Source organism: Brucella pseudogrignonensis, from assembly GCF_032190615.1.
Lineage (GTDB): Bacteria > Pseudomonadota > Alphaproteobacteria > Rhizobiales > Rhizobiaceae > Brucella > Brucella pseudogrignonensis_B.
This window is the reverse complement of the sequence record NZ_JAVLAT010000003.1, coordinates 416,033-441,161: the sequence shown is the minus strand read 5'-3', so window position 1 is coordinate 441,161 and position 25,129 is coordinate 416,033. Positions and strand designations below refer to the sequence as shown.

The window sequence follows — 25,129 nt, the reverse complement described above, 5'->3', positions numbered from 1 at the left end:
TCGTACCGTCGCGATGAAAGCAGCGGACATAAAAATGGGAACAAAGCAATTGAGTGCGGTCAGCGCCTATCTGGAAATAATGGGCTTTTCTCAGGATGGTTGGGGTCACGACATGCTCCGCGCCACCGGCATGACACTCGCGGTAGCCTTTTGCGGTTTCGCGGCAGGCGCAATATTCGGCATGATTGCCGCTGCCGCTTCATTCTCATCGCAGCGCATTCTCAGAATTGCGGCTGACGGCTATTCGACAGTGCTTCGCGGCATCCCCGATCTTCTGGTCATTTATTTGTTCTATTTCGGCAGCAGCGCCGTGTTGAGCCAGATTGGCGCGTTGTTCGGCGGGCAAGGTTTTGTCAGTGCGCCAATCTTCATCACCGGTGCACTGGCCATCGGTGTGGTATCGGGTGCTTATCAGGCCGAAGTTTATCGCGGCGCGGTGCTTGCACTCCCCAAAGGCGAAATCGAGGCTGCCAAAGCCTATGGCATGCCGCCGCGTCTGCTGTTTCGCCGCATCATGGTTCCGCAGGCCGCGCGCTTCGCCATTCCGGGCATCGGCAATGTGTGGCAGCTCGTCTTGAAAGAATCCGCGCTGATCTCGGTCGTTGGACTGGTTGAACTGATGCGTCAGGCGCAAATCGGCGCTGGATCAACCCGCAAGCCATTCACCTTCTTCCTGACCGCCGGGCTGCTTTATCTCGTCATAACATTCGCATCGGGCTTGCTGTTCAAAAACGCCGAAAGACGCGCGATGCGCGGCATCCGGAGGGCGGTATGAGCTTTCTCGACCTTCCATTCATGTTCGACAGTTTCGTTCAGCTTTGTCGCGGTATCCCGCTGACGCTTCAACTGATGGCACTATCAGTTATCAGCGGTGCCGTGCTGGCCACCATACTGGCCACAATGCGTCTGTCGGGCAATCTGGTACTGGACCTCATTGCGCGAGGTTATATCTTCGTGCTGCGCGGCACCCCGCTGCTGGTCCAGCTCTACATCATCTATTACGGTCTCAGCCAGTTTCCCGAACTGCGCCGGAGCTTTCTCTGGCCGTTTCTACGCGAACCCTATTGGTGTGCGGTGCTGGCACTGGCACTCAATACAGCTGCCTATAGCGCCGAAATCATACGTGGCGGCGTTCTGTCGGTCGCGACCGGACAGATCGAAGCGGCGCGCGCTTATGGCATGAGCGGCTTTACACTCGTCCGTCGCATTCTGGCCCCGCAGGCTCTGCGGCAGATGCTGCCCGCCTATTCGAACGAAGTCATCTTGATGGTGAAGTCCACGGCGCTGGCATCAACCATCACAATGATGGAAGTGACAGGGCTGGCAGCCAAGCTGATTTCTGCCACCTATCGGCCGGTCGAAGTCTTCATCTGCGCAGGCGCGATCTATCTCCTCTTGAATTTCGTGGTCACCAGAATCTTCAAACTGCTGGAATACCGCCTTTCGGCGGCCCAGCGTCAGCCTGTCATCGTGCATGCCGCTGGAGGAAACTCATAATGCAACGTTTCGAAACGCCTGCAGTCAAGATCAAGAACCTCGAAAAATGCTACGGCGCGCACAAGGTTCTGCATTCAGTTTCCTTGCAGGCACATCAGGGTGAAGTCATCTCCATTCTGGGAGCATCAGGATCCGGCAAATCCACACTGCTGCGCTGCATTAATATGCTGGAAGTGCCGGATGCGGGCAGCGTGGCTATTCATGGAGAGGCGTATAAGCTCGACCAACAGCCGGGACGTGCGCCTCGTCCTGCTGATGCACAACAGGTTCAGCGGCTGCGCGGTCAGGCGACCATGGTGTTCCAGTCGTTTAATCTGTGGTCGCACCTGACCATCCTTGAAAATCTGATCGAGGCGCCTGTGTATGTGCAGAAGCGAAACCGGTCGGAGTGCATTACCGAAGCCGAAGCACTGCTGGAGCGGGTCGGCATAGCCGATAAGCGCAACTTCTATCCCGCGCATCTTTCCGGCGGCCAGCAGCAACGCGCCGCAATTGCCCGCGCGTTAGCGATGCGTCCGAAGATCATGCTGTTCGATGAACCAACCTCCGCGCTCGATCCCGAGCTGGTGGCCGAGGTGCTGAAGGTCATGCGCGATCTGGCGGCAGAGGGGCGCACCATGCTGGTCGTGACCCACGAGATGGGCTTCGCCCGCGATGTTTCCAGCCGTGTCGTGTTTCTGCGTCAGGGCGTGATTGAAGAAGAAGGCACGCCCGACGAGGTTTTTGGCAACCCCAAAAGCGAGCGGTTCCGGCAATTCATTTCCAAACAAAACGCATGAACCGATCAATCGGCTTTCTAACAGAGGTGAACATATGAAACTGAAAATCGTCCTTTCTGTCCTCGGCGTTCTCGCCGTTGCCCCGACCGCGCATGCCGAAGATGTCGTGCGCATCGCTACCGAAGGTGCTTATGCGCCGTGGAATTTTTCCGGCCCGAACGGTGTGCTGGAAGGCTTCGAGATCGATCTCGCCAAAGACCTTTGCGAGCGCCTGAAAGCGAAATGCGAAATCACCGCACAGAACTGGGACGGCATCATTCCCTCGCTGACCGCCGGCAAGTACGACGCCATCATGGCGGGCATGAGCATCACGCCGAAGCGTGAGGAGGTGATCGCGTTTTCGTCGCCTTATGCGGCAGCCATCAATTCCTTTGCAGTCATGGATGACAGCGACCTTGCCAATCTGCCGGAAGGCGGCAAGCCGCTGAATGTCGATTCCGATGCGGCCAAGCCGGTGCTCGAAGAAATTGTCAAAAAAATCAACGGCAAGACTGTCGGCGTTCAGGGTTCCACAACCGCTTCCGCCTTCATGGAACAGTATTTCAAGGATGGTGCGGACGTGCGCGAGTATAAAACCGCCGAGGAACACAATTTCGACCTGACCAGCGGTCGTGTGGATGCGGTTGTCGCCAATGCCACGGTTCTTGCTGCAGCTCTCGAAAAGGACGACATGAAGGGCGCGAAGCTGGCCGGGCCGCTGTTTTCCGGTAAGGTCTTCGGCATGATCGGCGTCGGTCTACGCAAGGAAGATACCGCCCTGAAGGGTCGCTTCGATACAGCCATTCAGGCAGCGATTGCCGACGGCACGGTGAAAAAGCTTTCCGAGAAGTGGTTCAAAGTGGACGTCAGCCCACAAAGCTGAGCCGATGCAATCGGGCCTGACCGCCGTCAGGCCCCCCCTGACGACACTGTGACAACAGATTGAATTTACGAATGCGCAGATTGCCGGATCAGAACATAGTTATTATTGGAGCGGGACTGGTTGGCTCTGCCATCGCCTGGGGTCTCTCCCGATCCGGTCTGCGTCCAATGCTTCTTGATGGAGAAGACCTGTCCCTGCGCGCATCCCGTGCCAATTTCGCACTCATCTGGGTACAGGGCAAAGGCGTAGGCGCACCACACTATGCCCGTTGGACCATGCAATCTGCGCGCCTGTGGCCTACATTTGCAGAGGAGTTGCGAGATGTCACCGGACTTGATGTAGCGCTCAAACAGACCGGCGCTTTCACCTTTTGCCTCGACGAGCGTGAGCTTGCAATGTTTGCGGAAGATGTCGCGACAGTGGCGCGGGAACTTGGCAATGACTCTTCGGAACATGTCGTGCTCGACCATCAGGAAACGGCCAGAATGGTGCCCTCCATCGGGCGGGATGTGATCGGCTCGATCTATTCGCCGATGGACGGCGATGTAAATTCGTTGCGCCTGTTTCGCGCTTTGCATACGGGCATGATCAAACTCGGCGCTTCCTATGAACCGCATTGTGAAGTCTCGTCCATCACCCCGCAAAACGGCGGTTTTCTGTTAAGCGGTGCATGGGGTGAGGTCTTTGCCGAACGCGTCATTCTGGCTGCGGGCAACGGCAATACAGAGCTTGCCAGGAGTGTCGGTCTTGAAACGCCGGCCGTGCGCAGCAAAGGCCAAATTCTTGTAACGGAGAAATGTGCTCCCTTCTTCCCCTATACAGCGGCCACGCTGCGGCAAGCGGATGAAGGAGGCGTGATGATCGGCGATAGTCAGGAAACGCACACGGACCGTATCGCCACCAATCAGGATATCAGCGCGGTTCTGGCCAACAGGGCAGTGCGGACATTCCCGCATCTGGCCGATGTCAATGTCATTCGCAGTTGGGCCGGATTTCGGGTCAAGACACCGGACGGCCTGCCGATTTACGAACAATCCGAAAGCCACCCGGGGGCTTACGCCGTCATGTGCCATTCCGGCGTCACGCTTGCAGCCAACCACGCCTTGATCGTGGCGCAGGAAATAGCAGCCGATGCCAAACAACTTGCTGGTGACGCATTCCCCGGCCGGAGGTTCCATGTCTCCTAAAATGTTCCTTAAAACTGAGACACCAGAGGAAACCGTGACGATCACATTCGATGCGCGCACCTTGACGGTACCTGCCAATGTAACTGTCGCCGCAGCGCTGCTTGGAGAGGGTATCAACCGGCTTAGAAACAGCGTTGTCGGTGATCAGCCGCGAGCCCCCTATTGCCTGATGGGCATCTGTTTTGAATGTCTGGTCACCATTGATGGTGTTCAGAACCGCCAGGCTTGCATGACGCCTGTGGCCAATGGAATGGTCATTTGTTCCCAGACCGGCGCGCGTCGGATGCAACCATGACGACAATGCTCAAGAGAATTTCCGATATTCATGCGCTCGACGCGTTTTACGACCTCGCCATTATCGGCGCAGGACCTGCAGGTATGTCAGCAGCCGCAGAAGCAAGCGCCACTGGCGCTAACGTGGTTCTGTTCGACGAAAACCCAGCCGCAGGCGGCCAGATTTACCGTGGCATTGAACACAATACGACTGTCCGCAGGCCGTTTCTCGGCACCGACTACTGGCGGGGCAAAGAAGTCCTGAGAGCATTCATCACCAGCGGTGTCAGCTATGTGCCGCAGGCCCTCGTCTGGAGTGTGGAGCCACATGATGGCGACAACAACGGCGTTGATCTGCGCGTATCGGTAAGCGGCAAGAGCGGGATTGTTTCAGCGCGCCGCGTGATCTTCGCGACCGGCGCCATGGAGCGTCCGATGCCTGTCAGGGGCTGGACATTGCCGGGTATTATGACCGTCGGCGCAGCACAGATTGCGTTGAAGGCTTCCGGCCTCCTGCCCAACGGACGTGTGGTTCTGGCGGGAACAGGCCCGCTGCTCTACATGTTCGCCGCACAACTGTTGCAGGCTGGTGGCGAGGTTGCAGCATTGCTCGATACGACGCCCGGCGCAAATTACGTGAAAGCTGCACCGAACCTGCCTTCATTCCTTTTCTCGCCTTATGCCTTGAAGGGTCTCTCACTGCTTCTAAAGGTACGCAAATCTGTGCCGGTCTATTCCGGCGTGACAAATATTGCCATTGAAGGAAAAAACGAAGCAGAAGCGATCTGCTTTTCGGCAAAAGGCAAAACACACAAGCTTGCTGTCGATAGCGTTTTCCTGCATCAGGGTGTGATCCCCAACAACAATCTCGCCAATGCTTCCGGCTGCTCTCTGGTTTGGAACGACGGCCAGAAATGCTTTCAACCTCAGCTAGACGGCAATGGGCGTTCGTCTGTTGCGGCCATCTTCATAGCGGGTGACGGCAGCGGCATCGGCGGTGCATTGGTTGCTGAGCAGAGCGGTCGGATTGCGGCGCTCGCGGCCTGTCAGGACATCTTTCCGCAACGAGCAACATCGTTGGCGTCAAAAATCGCAAAGCTGCAGGGGCAAGCGCGATGCGTCGCACGCGGTCGATCCTTTATTGATGCGCTTTATCTGCCTTCACAGGCATTTCGCGCACCGGCGGACAGAGACACGATTGTCTGCCGGTGCGAAGAAGTGACAGCAGGTGCAATTCGCGACGCGGCGGCCTGCAAGATCGCCGGCCCCAACCAGCTTAAAACCATGTTCCGCTGCGGCATGGGACCCTGTCAGGGTCGCATGTGCAGTTCCACCGTCACGGACATTCTGGCCGAGGTACAAGACCGTGCACCTCAAACAGTCGGCTTCTATCGCCTGCGCGTGCCGGTGAAACCGGTGCCGCTCGGCGAAATCGCAGCACTCCCCCAAACCCCCGATGCTGTTTTCGCCGTGAATGGCGAGCAGCCGGAAAATTCCCCAACCATTTGAAAGGATTAATTATGGCTCAGCGTTTCATCCAAACGCCGATCATGCATCGCGTCGTTGAACACAACGGCATTGTCTATGTCGGAGGAACCACCTGTGATGATGAAAGCCTCGATATGGCCGGCCAGACCCGTGAAATCCTCACCAAGCTCGACAGTTATCTGGCACAGGCAGGCACGGACAAGAACAAGCTTCTGGCAGCCACCATCTTCGTAACAGACCTCAACAAGAAGCCCGAAATGGATAAGGTCTGGAAGGAATGGATTGACCCTTCGCTGCTGCCAACCCGTGCAACCGTTGGCGTTGCTGATCTGGGTGGCGATACGCTGATTGAAATCGTGGTTTCCGCTTACAAATAATCGACTTAAAAAAAAACCTCGTTGAGTTTTTGAAAAAGGAAGCCGTCAACTGGATGACAGTCGGCGGTTTTTTTGCATCCAAGAGCTATAGCCTTTGGCAGCTTTTGTTATAGACGGGCATTAGTACGTTAACTGTCATAGTTTATATTCTTATTATTCATTGTATATTTAAATAATTATTTATCTATTCGTTCCTTTGAAATCCTATAATCCGGATTAATATCTTTAAGTAGAATCTTATCTTAAGTATTACTAAAATATATCTACATATTTATTTAACAAACTACACCTAACATTCTGTGTGATTTTTCCGATATTCGCAGATCTCGCATTCTCAGCGACGCGACGACTAAGTTATCGAAGGGTATTTGAACATCCAAACCCTTTTTAGCCGAAAAGGACATGGCAATCACCTTGACAACCCGCGATGCTAACGGGGCCAAAGTACCCGTTCGTTCCAATTTCTGTTTCCGTTCACGGATGAGCAATTCGGCTCTGTCGCAAAATTTTGACCTTTTCTTCGCTATTATACGTTTGATGCGGATATTCGAGCGAGGAGAATGGGGATGGCGATCGATTTCACAGGGGCACATTTCCCCAAAAGCGTCATCCTCTATGCTGTTTTCTTTTACGTCCGTTATTCTGTTTCCTATCGTGATCTGCAGGAAATCATGGCTGAACGAGGCGTAGACGTTGACCATGCAACACTGAACCGCTGGGTCGTTCGTTACGCGCCACAGATCGTAGATCAAGCACAGAAACGTAAACGCCCAACACGCGGTTCATGGCGTATTGACGAGACCTATATAAAGGTCAAAGGGAAATGGACATATTTATATCGGGCGGTTGATCGTGATGGTCAAACTCTGGACTTCATGTTCTCTGAACGCCGAAATCTCGGTGCTGCACGGCGTTTTTTCAAGAAGGCCATGGCAAGCAACGGCATCCCAACGAAGATTGTCATTGATAAAAGCGGCGCCAATCTCGCCGGAGCCCAGGCTGTAAACAATATCCTGAAAATCACGGGGCACAGCAAGATGATTGAAATTCTTCAGGTCAAATATCTCAATAACATCCTTGAGCAGGATCATCGGTTCATCAAGCGGATCACAAAGCCGATGATGGGCTTCAAAGCGTTGCATTCAGCTTCAGCAACAATCGCAGGCATCGAAGTCGCACATATGATCCGCAAGAACCAATTTGCAAATGACAACCGCTCGCCATTCGAGGTCTTTGCGGAACTCGCAGCATAAGTGTGTCCGCAGAGAAGGCCGACTATAACCCGCTAAAAAATTTGCGACAGAGCCCTCCTAGCTCTATCAACAATGACATGGCGTAAATAGTGCATCAATCGGGATATGTCAAAGGGATATACTCAATGGAAGCCGACCAAACGAACCATCGTTCTGACTATAAGAAGCTTAAGGCAGTAGCCATATTGCTACACGCTAGGTGTCATGAACTGAGCCGCCGCATCAACAGGTTTACGCAGCTCCAACTCCAGATTGCCAGTCAACAACGGGTCTTCGCAGCCATCCGGTGTTCAATACCGTGCTTGTTGAACGTGGCATCCCTCTTAAAGAGTGCTGTACAGGTATTGCGCGGTAAACAGATCGAGATGCCCGCCGCCAACATTTTTATAGACGGTGATCTGGCGGTCGTCGCTGCGGCCTGGATGTTTTCCCTGACATAGCTCAATCAGATCAGCTTCGATTTGCTCATGGTTGATAAGTCCTGTAGCGAGCGGAATTCCGAGTTCACCCGAACCATCACAGCAATGGCGCGTATCGACAAATACCCGTCCGGCACGACGGAACACGTCATCATCGGCTTCACGCATGTCTGGCATATAGGCACCGATCAGATCAACATGAGCGCCCTCTTTGAGGAGTTTTCCCTTAACCAGCGGATTGGTCGACATGGTGACACACGATATCACGTCCGCCATAGATACTGTGTTATCGAGATTCTCCACGGCAACGATGTCGACGCCAGCAATGTCAAGTCGGCTGGCAAGTTTTTCCGCCTTGTCGAAGTTGCGGTTCCAGATAAAGACTTGATCGATCGACGGACGGCTGGCGCAATGAGCCTGCACCACATGGGGCGCTAGCCCCCCGGCACCAACCACCAGCAAGGTACGGGCGTCCTTGCGCGCCAGCAGGCTGGCGCCAAGTGCCGAATCTGCCGCCGTCTTCTTGAAGGTTTCAATGGCGCCATCACAGACCATGAGTGCTTCGCCGGTCTGACCGCTGAACAGCGTTACCGTGCCTTGGATCGAAGGTTGGGCCACAGGAAGTTTGACATTCGCAGGGAAAACACCGACCAGCTTGACGGCAACCGCCTCCCCTTCGAGCCAAGCTACCAGGGACACAAACTGGTTGTCTGCGCTTTTCCGATCCTGAAGCACGGTAGTATCGCTTTGCGGTCGTTTGCCGCTCGCATGCGCTTGACGCAAGGCTTCGATCAATCCCGGATAATCGAGCGCGGCTTCGGTTTGCTGTGCATTGAGAATTATCATCATTCGTTCCTGTTACGCCACGCGCTTCAAAAAACTTTTAGTACGCGGATGTTGTGGATTGCCCATAACTTTTTTAGGCGGGCCGGATTCAACAATCACGCCACCATCCATGAAAATCAGGTGGTCGGCGACTTCGCGGGCGAAGTTCATTTCATGCGTGACGACAATCATGGTCACGCCATCTTCGGCCAACTGGCGCATCACCGCCAGAACCTCACCGACCAGTTCCGGATCAAGAGCTGATGTGGGTTCATCAAAAAGCATCAGCCGAGGCTGCATGGCCAATGAACGGGCAATCGCCACGCGTTGTTGCTGCCCACCGGAGAGCTGGTCGGGATAATAATTCGCGCGCTCGGTAAGGCCGACTTTTTCCAGCAACTTCATCGCCGCAGCAATGGCCGACTGACGGCTGATCTTGCGTACGATCATAGGCGCCTCGATGATGTTTTCCACCACGGTCTTATGGGGGAAGAGATGGAAGCCCTGGAACACCATGCCCATTTTCTGGCGCTGGCGTGCCAGTTCGTTGAAGGACATCGTATAAAGCCGCTCACCCTGCCAACGCATGCCGATCGGCTCGCCTTCCAGCAACACGGCACCCGAATCCGGCACTTCGAGATAGTTCAGACAGCGCAGCAATGTGCTTTTGCCGGAGCCGGATGGGCCGACAATGCAGGTCACGTCCCCCTTTTCCACCGTTATGTCGATGCCGTCGAGCACCCGGTGATTGCCAAAAGATTTGGTCAGTCTTTCCACCTGCAGCAGTGGCAAGCTCGCGAGCGTTTCATTCATTTTTGATATCCAAGCGCAAATTTGAAGGGCAGCAGTCTGGACAGGAATGACGCGGAACGGGTGATCTGCCGGGATTTCAGGTGGTTCTCGATATGGTGTTCGATGATAGTCAGGGCGGTTGACAGGATGAGATACCAGATCGTAGCCACGATCAGCAGCGGAATGGTCTGATATGTGCGCGAATAAATCATCTGCGCCGAATAGAGCAGATCGGGCAAGGCAAGCACGCTGACCAGCGACGTGAATTTCAGCATTGAAATAGTGTCATTGCCGATCGGCGGAATGATAATACGGATTGCCTGCGGCAGCACGATGCGCTTCATGATCTGAAACCGCGTCATGCCAAGTGTCGCGGCGGCCTCGGTCTGGCCCGGATTGATCGCCTGCATGCCAGCGCGGATGGTTTCGGCGGCATAGGCGCTTTCTGTAAAGGACAGGCCAAGCAGTGCTGCACTCATCGGCGTGATCAGCGTGTTCATGTCCCAGGACCACAATGTCGGCCCGAACGGAATGCCAATGGTCAGATTGGGAACGAGAAGCGCCAGATTATACCAGAAAATCAGCTGAACCAGGGGTGGAACGCCGCGAAAGAACCATATCCACAGCCAGCTTGCCCATTGCAGCACCGGATTGGCCGAAAGGCGCATCACGGCCAGTATGATGCCGATTGCAAAACCGAAGATCATTGCGGCAAAAGTCAGGAACAGCGTGCGCGCCAAGCCAGCGAGAATGTCGGGATGAAACATGTAGCGCACAACAATGTTCCATTGCAGGTTCTCATTGGTCGCCAGCATATTGACAAAACTCAATGCGATCAGAATGAGCACGGTGCCGGTGATCCATCGAGACGGATGGCGCACGGGTATCGGTTTGACACTATGTATATCCGGCCGGTGCGCGACCGTCTTTGCTGCTCTTGCCATGATTTACTCCAGACTACCGTATCGTGTTTAGCGAAATTCGTATTCGAACTTACCAAACCCGCCGGCCCGTGTTCCGGGCCGGCCCTTGCGTAATGGACCGCGGCTGTATTCGCACCGCCGCCGGCTGACGGGCGTTCTCCTTCAATCGGCCCTGACTATTTTGGCTCCGGATTGTCCTTAGTAACCAGAACCGCCTTTTCCAGGGTGCCGGCACCATCAACGCCCCACTTTGCCATGATTTCCTTGTAGGAGCCGTCATCGATCATGGACTGGATGGCATCACGGAAAACTGGCCCAAGCGCATCACCCTTGCGCACGCCAATGCCGTTGAAGACCGGATTGCTGACCAGTTCAGATACGCTGAAGCGCCCCGTAATCTTGGCCATATAGTGCATTTTTGCCGATCCGGCCGCCACCATCTCAACACGCCCCGAGGACACAGCCAGTTCGGCGGCGTTCTGGGTGGTGAATTGCTGCAGGTTAATCGGCTTCTCACCGGCGGATTCGCACAATTCCGCGCTCTTTTCCTTCAGATATTGGTAGTCCCAGGCACCTGTCATCACTGCAACGCTATGGCCGCACAGATCTTTTTCCGACTTGATGGAAAAATCCTTGCCTTTCAAGAAGGCATAGGCGGTGCCTTCCTTGCGCTGAGGAATGAAATCAAGCGAATCAAGCCGTTCCGGCGTCACACCGAAGGAAGAAAATCCGGCGTCAAAACGCTTGCTGGCCAGGCCCGGAATGATGGCGTCGAAACTGGTTGCGGTAAATTCGAATGGTACGCCAATGCGTTCCGACATGGCTTTGGCCATGTCGATGCTCCAGCCTTTCAGGACGCCGTCTTCGACAAACTCATCCGGTGGCCAGTCATTGAAGGCAGCAATCTTGACGCCCTTCCTGTAATTCTCCGGCACAGCGTCCTGTAGTGCCTTGATCGGTGCGGCATGCACCGAGGTGACGCTGGCGGCCGTGGCCAGCGCCGCCAGCGCTACCATCATGCGCCGGGATGCGGTTTTGCGACGATTGGTCATTTATCTCCCCTTTGATTGGAACTTTATCCCCGTGCGAGGCTCGTCTTCTACTTGCGTTGCTGAGAATGATATGCGAACGTTCTCACAATATAGCCATTGATTGATCGCATCCGTCAAGTTGAAAGTTGAGATCAGGCCCATCATCGCCTATGAAACGGTACAGGTATTGAGCAGCGTGAAACTGCTTGGAAGGAACGCGCAGACATGAGTGAACGACGCGCCGACAAGACGACCATTGCCGATGTGGCGCGCCTGGCCGGCGTCAGCACCGCGACCGCCGGACGTGTATTGGGCGGCTATGGCTATACCAGCGAAGAAATCCGCGACAAGGTGAAGAAATCCGCTGATATGCTGGGCTATCGCCCCAATCTGCTGGCACGCAGTCTTATCACCGGGCGCAGCAAGACCATAGGCGTTGTCGCGGGCGACATGCAAAGCCCGTTTTACGCCAGTATTCTCCGCGGTATTTCCGATGTGGTTCGTGCGCGCGGCTTTGGCCTGATCGTCACCAACAGCGATGAATCGATCGATCGTGAGCTGGAGGCAGTGGATCTTTTGCGCGAAAAGCAGGCCGACGGCATCATCATTGCGCCCTGTGATATTCTCAAGGCGCAGCACTTGCACGATGTCGTTGCCAGCGGCTGTCCGGTGGTTCAGATCGATCGCCGCGTGAAGGGATTGAAGGCGGATTCGGTGACCGTCAATGGCCGCCAAGCCGCCCACGCCGCAGTGACCCAAATGATTCTCGACGGCCATAATCGGATTGGCGTACTGGCGGAACTCGAGCATGGCCGCTACAAGAATCTCAACGCATTTCTTCACGACCGCCAGCACAAGAAAATCGATATTTCATCGCTTTATCCGAGCTGGCAACGTCTGCTCGGCTATATCGAAGCGCATGAGGAAGCCGGGATCGCCTTTGATCCGAGCCTCGTTGCCCAGGTGGGCAGCTATTCGATCGATATTGCCCGCCAGCACGCCATCGCGTTGCTGACCCGGGAAACCCCGCCTTCAGCGCTGTTTACCACCGATGGATTGATGTCAGCCGGCGCCATGCTGGCAATCAGCGAACTCGATATTTCCATTCCGCAGCAACTGTCCGTGGTCTGCTTCGACGATCTGGATTGGATGTCGTTCTTTACCCCTAAACTGACGGCAATCCGGCAGCCGCTGCTCGAGGTTGGCGAAGCCGCAGCTCGTCTGGTCCTGGAGCGGCTTGATAGCGCCGATCGGGCGCAGCAGGATATCGTGCTGCATGCCGAATGGCAGCCCCGTTGTTCGCTCGCCCGCCCTCCCGGTTGATCTAGCCGGTCTTAACCTCAAAAAGACACGCGCAGCGAGCTCAATCCCGCAACTCGGCTATAGGCTCGCCGAGATCAATCGGCGCGGCATGACCTGTACCACCATATTGGCCACATGTCGCCGCAGCAACGCGTGACGCGGCCTGTAGCAATGTTGCGGGCGCCTCGCCTTTCACCAGGCCATAAAGGGTGCGGGCGATGAAACTGTCACCAGCGCCTAACGTGTCAACCGCCACAATCGGTGTTGCTTCAGCATGGAAAACCCCTTGCGCACCGGCAAGAACTGCGCCCTTGGTGCCGCGGGTGATCAGCACCCAATCCGCGCCGCTCTCGCGCAGGCAGGCAATGGTCGCGGTAATCTCGTCCGGCGAAAGCTCACCGCCCGAAACAGCGGCTAGAAAGCATTTCGGGCCGATGCGTCGATAGTGTTCCACGTCGCGACGGGTGGAGAAATCATAGGACAGACGTTGCGGCGCAATGGCATCCAGCCAGCCGTCAAGGCCGCTCGACTGACCGATATGGACGGCATCGAACCGGCGCGCAAACTGAATATCGGCGGCGCTCGGCTCAAACATCGACACTCCGAGATCAAAGCGGATGAAATAGCGATCATTGTTACCGCGATGACCAATGATGCAATAGGCCGTCTTGCCTGTGGCCTCCATGCGCAGATGCGAAGTATCGACGTCCTCGTCGCGCAGTGCGGCCTGAATGACCCTTCCGGCTGCATCTGCGGCAACCACGCCGATATAGGCCGCCTCGGCCCCAAAACGGCTCATATGGATAGCGACATTGACACAGTTACCGCCCGGAAACATTTCCCGACGCGAAATGTAACAATCGACGACATTATCGCCCATCGCCGCGATTTTGATCATTCTTATTTTCCCAATTGACAAGATGTGAGAACGTTCGCACACTAAAGTAGAACTGTCAACGTATCGCGGGGTTGGTACCGGGAAATGTTGCACTGGACCGGAACGGCTGCCGATCGGCACAGCCGGGCTCTTCAAGACGCTGAAAAGAGGAATAGAATGCCCAAACAACTTCCTACCGATATTGCTGAAACCTTGAATGCGCTTGCGCAGCGGGATTTATCGCATGTGTTTCTGGTTGCCTGCGGCGGATCGCTGTCAATCATGCATCCGGGCAAGTATTTTCTGGATCGCCATTCGGGACTGCTGACCTCTGATGTCTATAATGGCGACGAGTTCGTCACACGCGACCCGCGTCGCCTCAACAGCGATGCCATTGTCATTCTGTGCTCCCAGACGGGCACCACCAAGGAAACGGTGCGGGCGGCAGAACATGCCCGTCGCCGGGGCGCCTGCGTGATCTCCCTGACGCTGGATCCGCAATCGCCGCTCGCCGCCGCCGCCGACCACGTGCTGCAATACCAGGCGTCCTACACCACCGGCATTCCGATCGATGGTGCCGACAGCAATTACAGCGTGCTTTACATGTTGCTGGCGGGCATTGTCGATTTACGCGACAAGACCAGCCTGCTGCCCAAACTGCTGGAAAGCCTGCCGGCACTGCAACCGGCCATTGAACGCGGTCAGCAGCATTTTGATGAAACCTTTACCAGATATGCAGAGCGCTATGGCCGCGAAAAAGTCGTGTACACCATGGCTAGCGGTCCGGTTTATGGCGCAGCCTATTCATTCTCCATCTGCGTGCTCATGGAAATGCTGTGGATCAACTCGCAAGCTATCCACGCCAATGAGTTTTTCCATGGCCCATTCGAAGTCGTCGATAAAAATGCCTGCTTCGTCGTCATGATTGGGCTCGATGAAACGCGTGCGCTGGCCGAGCGTGGCCGGGATTTCCTGTACCGTTTCGGCGAGCCGGACAATATGTTGGTGCTGGATGCAGCGAAACTCGATCTCGCTGACATAGATGACACTTTCAAGGGATATTTCGTGCCGTTGATTTTCTTCGATGCGCTTTGGAAATTTGCCTATAAGTTGGCGGCGAAACGTGAACAGGTCATGCTGGACGGTCGCCGCTACATGAAAAAGATCACCGACTACTAACAGCAGCCCGGCTCAATCTTCGTTGAAGTTGGGCCGGGACTACTACCGTTCCCGACATTGCTATGGCTGCTCGCTATACGGTGAATGGCCTCCATAATGCGGAGCTCGCCGCTACGATCTTTTCCGACCAACACCGTACGACAATCAACTGCGTTTGCCAGAGATCACTGCATTACCTTTTCAAAACCGCACTATATACCGCTGCGCCGAAATCACTGCCCAAAGATGATATTCAAAACTCTAGATTACTTGAACCGGAACGGCTGTTCCATTGGCGGAGAAGATATGCATGTCCTTCGTCGAAGCTGTAAATCGTAATGTATCTGAGAGCCTAAAATCCGCTTCCTCAGGGGTTTTGATCAGATATTTGGTGTCGGAACCGACCATGTCGATGTAAAGGATTTGCGCCTCGCCCAGATGCTCTACAAGATCCACGGTTCCCGAAAAGAGGGGGCTGCCAGTTTCCTCGCGGGCAATCCTGGTATTCTCGGGTCGAATTCCAACGCTAACTCTATCATTGAGTGCGAAAGTTCCATCACTGGCTTCAAGGGCAAGTTTCGTCCCACAATCAAGATGACAGGTATAATTCCGCCCTGATGTTTCCAATATCGTGCCCGCGAGTATGTTCATGGCTGGGGAACCAATAAACTGGGCAACGAAGAGATTAGCGGGCCTTTTGTAAAGCTCCACCGGCGTCCCAATCTGCTCGATATTGCCATCCTTGAACACAACGATCCGATCCGCAAGTGTCATGGCTTCCACCTGATCGTGCGTCACATATATCATCGTGACGTCGGGCATGCTTTGCTTGAGTTTTGCAAGCTCGATGCGTGTGGCAACCCTCAGGGCGGCATCAAGATTAGACAACGGCTCGTCAAACAGAAAAACACGCGGGTTTCTGACAATCGCACGTCCAATCGCAACACGTTGTCTCTGCCCACCCGAGAGGGCTTTCGGCAATCGTTGCAGATAACCACTAAGCTGGAGAATTTCGCCTGCTTTTTTTACTCGTTTGTCTATCTCTGCCTTCGTCACGCCGGCAATACGCAGACCGAAAGCCATATTCTCATAGACTGTCATATGAGGATAAAGTGCATATGACTGGAAGACCATCGAAATACCCCGTTTCGACGGAGCGACATTATTCATACGCTCCCCGGCGATGACAAGATCACCCGACGTTATCGTCTCAAGGCCTGCAATTGAGCGCAACAGGGTTGACTTTCCACAACCGGACGGCCCGACGAAAACGACAAACTCCCCCGATGTAATATCAAGGTCAATGCCATGGAGTACTTCCAGGTTGGCGTAGGATTTACGTATATTCTTCAGCGACAGGTCGGCCATCGTTCCCATTCCTTTTATTCTTGTTTCGCTTGGGTTGTGTTGCTCACGGAGCCAGACTTGCCAGGAACCTCGTTATGGGGCCCGGGACACGGTTGAGGATTTCGGTATCGTTCTTTCTTCGAATAGCCGCGCGGACGATTTTCGCACCCAGATAACGCACAGGTTCGGGCGGAAGCTTGGTGCGGTTTTTGATCCCCACCAAACCACAACTGCTCCATTTATCCACGCGTCCCAGGATCAGGCTTGCAAGGATCCGACCTGCGACAGGCGCCTGGGCAATGCCGGTCCCATTGAAACCCAGAGCATAGAAAATATTCGGGTAATGCCTTAAATGATCGAATACCGGTAGATGCTGCGCCGTACAGTCGATCGGACCGCTCCAGTCATGAAGGATCGGCACTTCCTTTAGCTGAGGATATACGCGGTGCAGTTCACGTATATTGTCTGCACCGCCGTCGCCGCTGCGATTAAAACGTTCGTCAATCCGATCATTATAGGCAATTCCACCCGTTCCCCGTCCAAATACGACCTGATCCGACGGCGTGCGCTGATAATAGAGCACGTGTTGCTGCGCATCACAGATCGAAGCACCATCAGTCCAACCGATACGCTTGAGTATATCTCCAGCAGGCGCTGTCGCAACGAGTTGACTGCTCACCACATAAAGATAGGGATGAAGCTCAGGGATCGCGGAAGCCCAAGCATTGACCGTTAAAGCAACTTTGTTGGCAGTCAATGTCCCGTCTTGTGTTTTAAGTTCGGGCCGCTCACCCGGAACGATCTCCAAAACAGGGCTTTTTTCATGAATGACAATCCCGTTGGAAAGCGCAAGTTTGCGAAGGCCAAGAGCAAGCTTGGCAGGCTGGACAGTCCCTGCCCGCTCCTCGACAATACCGGCATATGATGCGCTAGAGCCAGTGCGCCGTTCAATGTCGTGCGCATTCAGTGTCTGGAACGGGTTGAACCCCGATTTCTGACAGATATCCAGTGCTTTCGCCCACGCACCTTCCTGTGCGACAGAACTTGCGGTCCACAGCCAGCCATCAAGACGCAGATCCATGTCAATGGTTCCACAATCTTGCAGCGCTTTCAGCTCATCAATTGCATCGCAGGTTGCCTGACAAAGCATGCGCGCATCTTCGTCGCCCACAAGGTCGCGCAACATATCGATTTCAGCATACCAGCTGTGGACCTGCCCGCCGTTGCGTCCAGACGCACCTGAACCGCAAAAATCTGCTTCTAGGATTGTGATACGCGCCTTTGGTTCTTGCTCTCGTATACGTAGTGCGGTCCAAAGCCCGGCATACCCTCCGCCAACGATTGCAATATCGCATTGTTGTCGACCCGTGAAGGGTGCGGTGATCGGATCGGCATCAATGCTTTGCAACCAGTAAGAACGATCGTGCTTTGTCGCGACAACTGGGGGCCTCATTTTGATAGAGTTCATAGTCGGACCTTCTGCGCTGCTGCAATGACATCATCGTATTTGTTGAGCAGCCATTGTGGGATTGACTGCAAGGGCTGGGGAAAACCTCCCGGATGCGTGCATGTTTCAGACGCCCTGAGTGCAGCTCTTTGAAGTGCCTTCTCCTCAGAATAGCCCTCGAAGAAATGGGCCAACAAAAATGAGGCAATAAAGCTATCACCAGCTCCACAAGTATCGACCACGTTCACGGGTACGGAATCTGCGGAATACAATTGGCAGCCATTGTAATAGAATGAACCGCGTTTGCCACAGGTGATAACGACTTGTTTAGCCCCAGCCTGCTTGAATTTTGCAATCAATGGCTGCACGGGTTCATCTGGGTCCTCTGGACCTGATGCGAACACCAAAGGAACACCTTCTAGAGCCAGGTCAAAATGCCGGATAGAGACATCGAGACTGAACCTGGCACCGTCCTTTACAAGCTGACGCACCAGTTTTTCACTGGAATTGGTCCCAAGATGGGTCCAATCGGATGAGAGCAATGCCTGATATCGCTGCTGGTCTGGAATGTAGTTTTCGCCAACACCCAGAGATTCGAACAGGAAATGCCGTTCACCGTCATTATCGGTCAAAAGCGTGACAGCTGTATTTCCCTGAATAGTTTCAATATCGCTTGGAGCAAGTCCGACATCTTTGATCACACCAAGCATGATCTCCGCTTCCCTGTCGGGTGCCAGAGCGCCCATATAGCGGGCGCCGACCCCAAGCCGTTTCCACTGCACAGCAACATTGAGGGCATTTCCACCAACAGTAACGACCCCCTTGTTCAAATAAGCATCAAGGCAGTTGTCACCCACAGCAACAAGATTGAGATTTGCGTTCTTCATCGTCATTCCGCAGTATCAAAGTGGGGGGAAATCGCATCAAGGCAGCGCCGCCAGACTACAACCGGATCCAGTGCATATGAGCCGTTGCCAAATGGCTCGAAGGTTAATGTGCCCTGGAATGAATGATGGGTGATTTCAGCAAGGTAGCCGTCAAGTGGCAAATTTCCGTCCCCCCATGCCAAATGTCCCGCCGGTGTTCCATCGACGACATGAACATGGGCAAGACGTTTGCCAAATCTCGAAAAGTAATCACCGACCTTATCTTCGGCCGCTGCCATGGCAACCAGATCAAGTACCAGATCGACATTTTCCGCATTCAGATCCTGCCAGAGACGTTCAAGATCGGCGGCATTATTGACGATGTTGCTTTCAGTGCGCTGTAGGGGCTCAAGCAGACATCGAAGCCCCAGATTAGCCGCATGTGCCGTAATTCTCTCCAACGACTGAAGCGAATGGTTCCAGGCGCTTTCGCGGCTCTCGCACTCAAAACCCCGTCCGGGTGTCAAGAAGAGGTAGTTCGCACCCAGTTCGGCACTGAAATCGGCTGCTCGCAGAAAGCATTCAACACTCTTTTCACGATAAGCTACGTCACCTGAGGCTATGTTGACCGGATAAAGAACCTGTTCCGGGGTGAAGCAATGCACGCTGATCCCGTTATCATTCAGAATTGATCGGACACCTGAAAGCCGTGCCCGGTCAGAATGAAATAGATCAAGATGGGGGGCTATTCCCCATAGTTCCATACGTTGAAAGCCCATCAGCCGAAGCTGTTCGACAACCCATTGAAAGGGATGGTGCTGGAACGAAAAGTTGGCACCGATCAACTGTTCACGTTTTAACATTTTCCACCACGCTATTTGCCGATGCCTTCCGCCAACCCGCGAATGAAGAAACGCTGGGCGGCAAAGAAGACGATCAGGATGGGAAGTGCCGAAAGTGTCATTGCAGCAAAGACAACGGCATAATTGGTTCCGTGTTTTGCCATGATTGATGTCAGGCCGACGGGCAAGGTCTGGACATCGGCACCACTGGTGAAAATCATGGCGAAGAGATATTCATTCCAGGCAAACAGAACATGCAGGATTACACACGAAACGAGTATCGGCTTACAAAGAGGCAAGGTCACGCGCCAGAAAATTTGGCCTTCACTTGCCCCGTCCATGACGGCGGCTTCATCTAGATCACGTGGCAGACCAAGCATATAAGCGCGAATAAGAAAAGTAGTGAACGGGATGCGAAATGCCGTGTAAAGGATGATAAGAGCCCAATAGGTGTTATAGAGACCAAGCTTTTGCATGATCCGCACCAGCGGAATAACCGCAACCGTTGGGCTTAACATCAATCCGCCAAGTACCAGGCCAACGAATATTGGCTTGCCCGGCAATTTTGATCGCGTCAGGCCGTAGGCGGTCCAAGCGCTTATCAGAACCGTACAAACAGCCGAAAACAACGTGACGATAATGCTCGTTGCAATGTAGTTCCTGATGCCCTGATTCCAGGCTGATATATAGTTGTCCACCGTAAAAGCCGTAGGAAGCGCAAATGGTTCACCAAATATCTCCGAGTTAGTCTTGAAACCGTTCATGGCCATCCACGCCAGCGGGTAGATTACGACAATACCAAGGCTGATGAGGAAGGTGACCAGACAGACACGCACGAGCGTCTGAGCAAATTCCGTAGGTTTCGTCTCGGTCGATTGATAGGAGGCGTTGTTCATAGTTCCACCCTCCGCTTTCTGGTATACCAGAGTTGACCAAAACCGGTCAGGAGCGTGATGATAAAAATCACCGATGCGATAGCCGCGCCATAACCGAAGTCATTTTCAATAAAGGCCTGTTGATAGAGCCAAGTTCCCAGAACCTGACTGCTGTTGTTAGGGCCACCGCCAGTCATAACCATGACTTCGTTGAAGACCTGAAACGCGCCGGTAATCGTAATGATAACCATAAGGCCAGTCATTTCGCGTGTCAGTGGGAAGGTTATGTTCCAAAGCCGACGCCACATACCCGCGCCGTCCATCGTCGCCGCATCATAAAGCTCGCGCGGGATCTTCTGGATCGCGATGGCAAATAGAAGGGTTGAATAGCCAAAGCCCTGCCACTGGCTCATGGCAATGATTGAGTAGATCGCGGTCTGTTCTTCTCCCAGCCATGACCGAGACCAAGCGGCAAGTCCAAGATGATTAAAAGCGGCATCCAGCAGGCCTATATCAGGCTGATAGATAAAGTAGAACAGCAGCCCCGTCACCGTGATCGAAATTGCTGATGGTATGAAATAGACAGCGCGCCAGAACCTGCGCCAGGTCTCATGCTGCAAACCTTCAATGATCGCAGCAAGCACGAATGCGCCAAACACCTGGAATACGACCGAAATGACGGCATAAAGCATGTTGTTCAAGATCGCCGTCCAGATCACCGGATCGTCTTGCAGACGTCGATAATTATCCAGACCGACAAAGGCAGTTTCGCCAGTAAAAATATCCTGATTTGTCGTGCTGACGATAAAGTTGTCGATGATGGGATAGTAGACAAACCATAGGATTAAAACGAACGCGATCAGAACCCAACGGAACGACAGCAACTTCGCCAGCAAACCGGACTTGTCGAATTGCGACCCGTCCGGCAGGGGGAAGCCGTTTTTGACAGCCTCCCCTCTATATTCACGCTTCATGACAGTCATCGGGCAATAACATCCTTATCGGGAAGAGGCTGCAGCCTTTTTTACCTTTTCCATGACCTGTTCCGGTGTCATGGATCCACCAATCAGGGCTTGCAGGCCCGAAAGCCAGACAGATGCAACGCGCGGTGGATTGGCCGTATCAAGCCACGGCATCAGATAAGACGAATCCGCGATAACCTTGAGACCTTCAACGACAGACGGGTTCATGCTTTCAGCCGAATATCCGCCAACAGTGGCGCTTGGCTGCCCATAAGGTGGGGCCGACAAAACCTTCCCGTTTTCGGGCGAGGTGATAAACTTCATGAAATCCACAGCTAGCGGAATATTCTTTGACGCTGAATTAATCATATAGCCTTCAGGTGCGCCTTCGATTGATTTTACATCACCTTTTGCGCCTTCTACTGCCGGCAGTTTAAAAAAGCCAAATTCTTCCTTCTTCAGTGCGCCATCCGCCGTGCTTTGATCAAACTCAATAATTTCCTGATAGTACATTGCGGATTTGGCGTTGCTGAACTGCTGCAATGCCGAAGCATAGGATGAGCCATTTGTACCTGCGCCGTCCGAACAATCGTCGATGAGTTTTTTCAGCTGTGTCAGGCTTTCAACATAGCCTGCATCCGAATATTCGGCCGTCTTCGGGTTGAAATCCTTTTCCAACGTCGCTTGCGGAACGTTATAGGCGAGCAATTGTCCGGCAAAATGAACAGCAGGCCAGCCTTCTTTGTTACCGAACGAAATGGGCGTTACACCGGACTTACGCAGGGCAGCGCACGCACTGATCAGTTCATCGAAGCTCTTCGGTTCCGCTACACCGGCCTTGTCAAAGAGGGCCTTGTTATAACCCATGAACTTTGCGTCCAGATAAAGCGGAATACCGTATAATTTGCCATTATACTGGAATGCGCTGACGGCAGCATGGGCGAACTGTTTGCCCCATGGCGTGTCGGGGCCAATAATCTGGGTCAGATCGACAGCTCGATTGCCTCGCACAAAGTTCTCACCCCAGCTCCCGGTCCAGCTGAAGTAGATATCTGGCAATGAGTTAGACGCGACTAGGGCCTTGGTTTTGCCCTTCACGCTATCGTCGCTTTCCTGAATAAGCTCAATTTTGACGCCGGGGTGAAGCTTCTCGTATTCCTTAGCGGCATTGACGAAGAAGGGGGATAGCTGTTGAAGGCCGAACTTCGTCAAAATGCTTAAAGTGCCAGAATATTCGACGGGAGCATCAGGTTGTGCAACGACACCATCATCGGCGAGAGCAGCATTTATGTTGACAGCTAACAATCCAAACATCAGAAGTGACGCAAGGCTTGTTGTGTTCAAAAACGTTTTGCATTTCATCTCGAAGTTCCTCTCTTTTAGCTATTTTTCTTTATTTCGTCAGAATGCAGTAACCCGACCCGGCAGAACCGGATCGGGGAAAGCTCTTAGTACTCGACACGCTTGTAATAGCGCCGCGTGGTCAACGGGTGGTCACGTTGCACTTCCAAATGCGCGCTCAGACGTTCAAGCATGGTTGCCAGAATGATTGGAGAAATCAGGCTGCGTGTCTTTTGTGAGATGCCCGGAAGACTGGCAGAAGCAGCATCCAGAATACGAACCTTGTCAGTGTAACGCTTTGCGAAATTCTCAACCCGGTCCGTCAATGGACGACATGCATCCTCACCTTTGAATATGAACAGGCTGACGCCCGGCTCAACCAGTTCGAGTGTACCATGGAAGAAATCGGACGCATGAACGGGACGTGTACGGATCCATTGCATTTCTTCAAGAATGCACATCCCGTAGTAGTGCGCTTCTGACCATGAAGTGCCAGCGCCGGTAAAGATGTGATATTTTTCGTCCTTGATTTCCTGCGCCAGTGCGGCAGCGCCTTCTTCAAAGTTTTCCTTCACCGAAACTAGTAGTTCGGGCAGACGCTTCAATTCGGAGACGGTTTCATCGAAGTCTTGAAATTCGCCGCGCTCAGCGAGCAGCGACAGTATGATCAAGAGGGTCTGCAGATAAAACGACTCCGAAGACGTGTCGTCTTCGGCAAAATTTGTAAAGTTGTAATCCGCATCGAGGCCCAAGGGGGTATCTTTGTGACCAGTGAGAGAGAGCGTTTTCACGCCCTTCTTTTTCAAGAACGCCAGAAGATGCACGCTTTCCTTAGTCGTTCCGGACAAGGATGGAAGAATGACAAGCGCCTTTTCGTCCAACCCGGCAGGCGCTTCTAAAACAACTTGTGCCGAAAATGCCGATGACACCGGGAAAACGGTTGCGTTACGGGCAATCTCGATTGCGGGCTGAGTCAGAAACTGTACGCCGCCCGTTCCCATGAAGAAAATGCGTTCTAGGCCATTATCGAGCAGCCTGCGCATCAAAGCGCGTACGTCGTCTGCAATTGCGACCGCGCCGTCTTGTATTTTAACAAAGCGATCTTTATCGAAGTTGAGCATTACTACCTTCCCGTTTGCGCAGTTTAGACCTCGAGAGTATCCCGAAGCGATATTGCGCCTATAAGTCGTTACGACAATGTGAGATCGATCTCACATCTATTTAACGCACAAGATTTTTCTTGTGGCAAGTGGGTTTCAGAAATTTTTTTGCAGGCAGAAAATCAAGCTTCGTCGGCTCATCGACGGCTGACCGAACCTCGGACTATCAGCTTGGTTTCAAAGCTTATTTTCTTTGGAGGTCTCTTTTTTCCTGCTATTTTTTCTAGCAGAAGCCGGCCCGCAGCACGACCTATTTCCGACACCGGCTGGGCAATGACCGTGATCTGTGGATCGGTAAAAGTCGCCAGATTGAAATCATCAAAACCGATCAGAGAGACATCGTGGGGAATCGATATTCCCATCGATCGGAATGCTAAAAGCGCTCCCTGCGTCATCAAGCTGTCGACGGTAAAAAGTGCCGTTGGAGGCTTTCTTTGACTGAACAAACGTATGGTTGCATCCACAGCATGCTCCACCGTCGATTGTGCAACGCAGATCAATTTTTCACTTGGTTCGATGGCATGGGCAAGTAACGCAGTCTTATAGCCGTTGAAACGCTCACGTGACGTGAAGATGCGTGCATCATCGTGCAAAAGCGCAATATCGCGATGCCCCATTTCGATCAGATATTCAATGGCCTTGCGCGCGCCACCTTCATTGTCGACCACAACACTGTCGCACTCGACGCCCTGCGCTACGCGATCGATGAGGACCAGGGGTACGTTTTCGTCGATCAGACGTTGCAGATGCGAACTGTCTTCGGCTGATGTCGGCGCCACGATGAAACCGCGAATGCTCAGCGACTGCAGGCTGGCCAGCAGTGATTTTTCCTGATTCAAATGCTCTTCACTGCTCGCAATGATAAGATTATGGCCTTGTTCTCGCGCCAGCACTTCGACATTATGTGCAATTTTAGCAAAGAAGGGATTTTGTATATCGCCCAGAACACAGCCAATGATTGGCAACTGCCCGCTGCGCAGAGCCTGGGCCAATCGGTTGCCTCTGTATCCTAGTTTCTCTGCAGCAGCCTGAACCCGCTGCGCCGTTTCATCACCAACATAACCGTAACTGTTAAGTGCACGCGCAGCAGTGGCACGCGATACATTCGCCAGCGCCGCCACATCTTTAAGGGTAGCCGATTTCTGAGCCATACCATTTTCACAACTGATGATCCTTGACAGTTGTTATCATCCGCAGAGGCGCAAGAGTAGTACCGTTTATCAAATGATTTGCAGGATGATTGATC

25 protein-coding genes are annotated in these 25,129 nt (G+C 53.5%); 11 read left to right on the top strand and 14 right to left on the bottom strand.

Annotated elements, in window-relative coordinates; all coding sequences use genetic code 11:
- The first annotated feature begins 79 nt into the window (after positions 1-79).
- The 9 genes from RI570_RS19865 to RI570_RS19825 all read left to right on the top strand — a co-directional run bounded on the left by RI570_RS19865 (position 80) and on the right by RI570_RS19825 (position 7,716).
- Entirely contained in the window at positions 80-775 is a 696-nt protein-coding gene (locus RI570_RS19865; RefSeq protein WP_313830682.1) for an ABC transporter permease, read from the top strand.
- Positions 772-1,497, top strand: coding sequence for an ABC transporter permease (locus tag RI570_RS19860; protein ID WP_078340562.1), 726 nt, complete (start codon positions 772-774; stop codon positions 1,495-1,497). The genes RI570_RS19865 and RI570_RS19860 overlap by 4 nt, the downstream gene beginning before the upstream one ends.
- Entirely contained in the window at positions 1,497-2,276 is a 780-nt protein-coding gene (locus RI570_RS19855; RefSeq protein WP_313830547.1) for an ABC transporter ATP-binding protein, read from the top strand. The genes RI570_RS19860 and RI570_RS19855 overlap by 1 nt, the downstream gene beginning before the upstream one ends.
- Before the next feature lie 34 nt (positions 2,277-2,310).
- A complete protein-coding gene (locus RI570_RS19850) occupies positions 2,311-3,138 on the top strand; it encodes a lysine/arginine/ornithine ABC transporter substrate-binding protein (protein WP_313830545.1) in 828 nt (275 codons plus the stop codon).
- Positions 3,139-3,209: 71 nt separating this feature from the next.
- Positions 3,210-4,325 (top strand): FAD-dependent oxidoreductase, encoded by a 1,116-nt coding sequence (locus RI570_RS19845; RefSeq protein ID WP_313830543.1) that lies wholly within the window; start codon positions 3,210-3,212, stop codon positions 4,323-4,325.
- 1 nt (position 4,326) lies between these two features.
- On the top strand, positions 4,327-4,620 hold the full coding sequence (locus tag RI570_RS19840) for a (2Fe-2S)-binding protein (protein ID WP_313830681.1): 294 nt from the start codon (positions 4,327-4,329) through the stop codon (positions 4,618-4,620).
- Complete coding sequence (locus tag RI570_RS19835; RefSeq protein WP_313830541.1) at positions 4,617-6,107, top strand: NAD(P)/FAD-dependent oxidoreductase; 1,491 nt, start codon at positions 4,617-4,619, stop codon at positions 6,105-6,107. Before RI570_RS19840 ends, RI570_RS19835 begins: the two co-directional genes overlap by 4 nt.
- 11 nt (positions 6,108-6,118) lie before the next feature.
- Entirely contained in the window at positions 6,119-6,463 is a 345-nt protein-coding gene (locus RI570_RS19830; RefSeq protein WP_313830539.1) for a RidA family protein, read from the top strand.
- A gap of 566 nt (positions 6,464-7,029) precedes the next feature.
- Positions 7,030-7,716 carry an IS6 family transposase gene (locus RI570_RS19825; RefSeq protein WP_265986858.1) on the top strand — a complete coding sequence of 229 codons (687 nt, stop codon included), beginning with the start codon at positions 7,030-7,032 and terminating at the stop codon, positions 7,714-7,716.
- Between the two features lie 323 nt (positions 7,717-8,039).
- Here RI570_RS19825 and RI570_RS19820 read toward each other — a convergent pair whose 3' ends face one another.
- The 4 genes from RI570_RS19820 to RI570_RS19805 all read right to left on the bottom strand — a co-directional run bounded on the left by RI570_RS19820 (position 8,040) and on the right by RI570_RS19805 (position 11,727).
- A complete protein-coding gene (locus tag RI570_RS19820; protein ID WP_313830537.1) occupies positions 8,040-8,984 on the bottom strand; it encodes an ornithine cyclodeaminase family protein in 945 nt (314 codons plus the stop codon).
- A gap of 9 nt (positions 8,985-8,993) precedes the next feature.
- Positions 8,994-9,773, bottom strand: coding sequence for an amino acid ABC transporter ATP-binding protein (locus RI570_RS19815; protein ID WP_313830536.1), 780 nt, complete (start codon positions 9,771-9,773; stop codon positions 8,994-8,996).
- Positions 9,770-10,696, bottom strand: a complete 927-nt coding sequence (locus RI570_RS19810) for an amino acid ABC transporter permease (protein ID WP_313830535.1) — start codon at positions 10,694-10,696, stop codon at positions 9,770-9,772. Before RI570_RS19810 ends, RI570_RS19815 begins: the two co-directional genes overlap by 4 nt.
- A 155-nt stretch (positions 10,697-10,851) precedes the next feature.
- On the bottom strand, positions 10,852-11,727 hold the full coding sequence (locus RI570_RS19805) for an ABC transporter substrate-binding protein (protein WP_313830534.1): 876 nt from the start codon (positions 11,725-11,727) through the stop codon (positions 10,852-10,854).
- Positions 11,728-11,931: 204 nt separating this feature from the next.
- On the opposite strand from RI570_RS19805, the gene RI570_RS19800 reads away from it, so the two are divergent.
- Positions 11,932-13,029: a LacI family DNA-binding transcriptional regulator gene (locus tag RI570_RS19800; RefSeq protein WP_313830532.1), complete on the top strand. Its 1,098-nt coding sequence runs from the start codon at positions 11,932-11,934 to the stop codon at positions 13,027-13,029.
- Between the two features lie 40 nt (positions 13,030-13,069).
- Here RI570_RS19800 and RI570_RS19795 read toward each other — a convergent pair whose 3' ends face one another.
- Positions 13,070-13,948, bottom strand: a complete 879-nt coding sequence (locus tag RI570_RS19795) for a PfkB family carbohydrate kinase (RefSeq protein ID WP_313830530.1) — start codon at positions 13,946-13,948, stop codon at positions 13,070-13,072.
- Between the two features lie 114 nt (positions 13,949-14,062).
- Here RI570_RS19795 and RI570_RS19790 point away from each other — a divergent pair, with 114 nt between their 5' ends.
- Entirely contained in the window at positions 14,063-15,064 is a 1,002-nt protein-coding gene (locus tag RI570_RS19790) for an SIS domain-containing protein (protein WP_313830529.1), read from the top strand.
- 240 nt (positions 15,065-15,304) lie between these two features.
- Here the strand turns inward: RI570_RS19790 and RI570_RS19785 are convergent, their stop codons facing one another.
- From RI570_RS19785 to RI570_RS19745, 9 genes are all read right to left on the bottom strand, one after another.
- A complete protein-coding gene (locus RI570_RS19785) occupies positions 15,305-16,411 on the bottom strand; it encodes a sn-glycerol-3-phosphate ABC transporter ATP-binding protein UgpC (protein WP_313830528.1) in 1,107 nt (368 codons plus the stop codon).
- Positions 16,412-16,454: 43 nt separating this feature from the next.
- Positions 16,455-17,843, bottom strand: a complete 1,389-nt coding sequence (locus RI570_RS19780; protein WP_313830527.1) for an FAD-binding oxidoreductase — start codon at positions 17,841-17,843, stop codon at positions 16,455-16,457.
- Positions 17,844-17,854: 11 nt separating this feature from the next.
- Positions 17,855-18,724 carry a PfkB family carbohydrate kinase gene (locus tag RI570_RS19775; protein ID WP_313830525.1) on the bottom strand — a complete coding sequence of 290 codons (870 nt, stop codon included), beginning with the start codon at positions 18,722-18,724 and terminating at the stop codon, positions 17,855-17,857.
- A 2-nt stretch (positions 18,725-18,726) separates the two neighbouring features.
- The gene (locus RI570_RS19770) at positions 18,727-19,566 is read right to left on the bottom strand and encodes a sugar phosphate isomerase/epimerase family protein (RefSeq protein ID WP_313830523.1); all 840 of its coding nucleotides are present in this window, start codon (positions 19,564-19,566) and stop codon (positions 18,727-18,729) included.
- Positions 19,567-19,577: 11 nt separating this feature from the next.
- Entirely contained in the window at positions 19,578-20,441 is an 864-nt protein-coding gene (locus RI570_RS19765) for a carbohydrate ABC transporter permease (protein WP_140022736.1), read from the bottom strand.
- A complete protein-coding gene (locus RI570_RS19760) occupies positions 20,438-21,403 on the bottom strand; it encodes a sugar ABC transporter permease (RefSeq protein ID WP_313830520.1) in 966 nt (321 codons plus the stop codon). The genes RI570_RS19765 and RI570_RS19760 overlap by 4 nt, the downstream gene beginning before the upstream one ends.
- 15 nt (positions 21,404-21,418) lie before the next feature.
- Positions 21,419-22,744 carry an ABC transporter substrate-binding protein gene (locus RI570_RS19755; protein ID WP_140022740.1) on the bottom strand — a complete coding sequence of 442 codons (1,326 nt, stop codon included), beginning with the start codon at positions 22,742-22,744 and terminating at the stop codon, positions 21,419-21,421.
- 86 nt (positions 22,745-22,830) lie between these two features.
- Positions 22,831-23,844, bottom strand: coding sequence for an SIS domain-containing protein (locus RI570_RS19750; RefSeq protein ID WP_140022741.1), 1,014 nt, complete (start codon positions 23,842-23,844; stop codon positions 22,831-22,833).
- A 176-nt stretch (positions 23,845-24,020) separates the two neighbouring features.
- Entirely contained in the window at positions 24,021-25,034 is a 1,014-nt protein-coding gene (locus RI570_RS19745; protein ID WP_313830516.1) for a LacI family DNA-binding transcriptional regulator, read from the bottom strand.
- Positions 25,035-25,129: the final 95 nt, after the last annotated feature.

What these genes read in the sequence shown, in the direction of transcription:
- RI570_RS19865 (WP_313830682.1), top strand. Translation starts at nt 80, where the DNA reads ATGGGCTTTTCTCAGGATGGTTGGGGTCACGACATGCTCCGCGCCACC.
- RI570_RS19860 (WP_078340562.1), top strand. Translation starts at nt 772, where the DNA reads ATGAGCTTTCTCGACCTTCCATTCATGTTCGACAGTTTCGTTCAGCTT.
- RI570_RS19855 (WP_313830547.1), top strand. Translation starts at nt 1,497, where the DNA reads ATGCAACGTTTCGAAACGCCTGCAGTCAAGATCAAGAACCTCGAAAAA.
- RI570_RS19850 (WP_313830545.1), top strand. Translation starts at nt 2,311, where the DNA reads ATGAAACTGAAAATCGTCCTTTCTGTCCTCGGCGTTCTCGCCGTTGCC.
- RI570_RS19845 (WP_313830543.1), top strand. Translation starts at nt 3,210, where the DNA reads ATGCGCAGATTGCCGGATCAGAACATAGTTATTATTGGAGCGGGACTG.
- RI570_RS19840 (WP_313830681.1), top strand. Translation starts at nt 4,327, where the DNA reads ATGTTCCTTAAAACTGAGACACCAGAGGAAACCGTGACGATCACATTC.
- RI570_RS19835 (WP_313830541.1), top strand. Translation starts at nt 4,617, where the DNA reads ATGACGACAATGCTCAAGAGAATTTCCGATATTCATGCGCTCGACGCG.
- RI570_RS19830 (WP_313830539.1), top strand. Translation starts at nt 6,119, where the DNA reads ATGGCTCAGCGTTTCATCCAAACGCCGATCATGCATCGCGTCGTTGAA.
- RI570_RS19825 (WP_265986858.1), top strand. Translation starts at nt 7,030, where the DNA reads ATGGCGATCGATTTCACAGGGGCACATTTCCCCAAAAGCGTCATCCTC.
- RI570_RS19820 (WP_313830537.1), bottom strand. Translation starts at nt 8,984, where the DNA reads ATGATGATAATTCTCAATGCACAGCAAACCGAAGCCGCGCTCGATTAT.
- RI570_RS19815 (WP_313830536.1), bottom strand. Translation starts at nt 9,773, where the DNA reads ATGAATGAAACGCTCGCGAGCTTGCCACTGCTGCAGGTGGAAAGACTG.
- RI570_RS19810 (WP_313830535.1), bottom strand. Translation starts at nt 10,696, where the DNA reads ATGGCAAGAGCAGCAAAGACGGTCGCGCACCGGCCGGATATACATAGT.
- RI570_RS19805 (WP_313830534.1), bottom strand. Translation starts at nt 11,727, where the DNA reads ATGACCAATCGTCGCAAAACCGCATCCCGGCGCATGATGGTAGCGCTG.
- RI570_RS19800 (WP_313830532.1), top strand. Translation starts at nt 11,932, where the DNA reads ATGAGTGAACGACGCGCCGACAAGACGACCATTGCCGATGTGGCGCGC.
- RI570_RS19790 (WP_313830529.1), top strand. Translation starts at nt 14,063, where the DNA reads ATGCCCAAACAACTTCCTACCGATATTGCTGAAACCTTGAATGCGCTT.
- RI570_RS19785 (WP_313830528.1), bottom strand. Translation starts at nt 16,411, where the DNA reads ATGGCCGACCTGTCGCTGAAGAATATACGTAAATCCTACGCCAACCTG.
- RI570_RS19780 (WP_313830527.1), bottom strand. Translation starts at nt 17,843, where the DNA reads ATGAGGCCCCCAGTTGTCGCGACAAAGCACGATCGTTCTTACTGGTTG.
- RI570_RS19775 (WP_313830525.1), bottom strand. Translation starts at nt 18,724, where the DNA reads ATGAAGAACGCAAATCTCAATCTTGTTGCTGTGGGTGACAACTGCCTT.
- RI570_RS19770 (WP_313830523.1), bottom strand. Translation starts at nt 19,566, where the DNA reads ATGTTAAAACGTGAACAGTTGATCGGTGCCAACTTTTCGTTCCAGCAC.
- RI570_RS19765 (WP_140022736.1), bottom strand. Translation starts at nt 20,441, where the DNA reads ATGAACAACGCCTCCTATCAATCGACCGAGACGAAACCTACGGAATTT.
- RI570_RS19760 (WP_313830520.1), bottom strand. Translation starts at nt 21,403, where the DNA reads ATGACTGTCATGAAGCGTGAATATAGAGGGGAGGCTGTCAAAAACGGC.
- RI570_RS19755 (WP_140022740.1), bottom strand. Translation starts at nt 22,744, where the DNA reads ATGAAATGCAAAACGTTTTTGAACACAACAAGCCTTGCGTCACTTCTG.
- RI570_RS19750 (WP_140022741.1), bottom strand. Translation starts at nt 23,844, where the DNA reads ATGCTCAACTTCGATAAAGATCGCTTTGTTAAAATACAAGACGGCGCG.
- RI570_RS19745 (WP_313830516.1), bottom strand. Translation starts at nt 25,034, where the DNA reads ATGGCTCAGAAATCGGCTACCCTTAAAGATGTGGCGGCGCTGGCGAAT.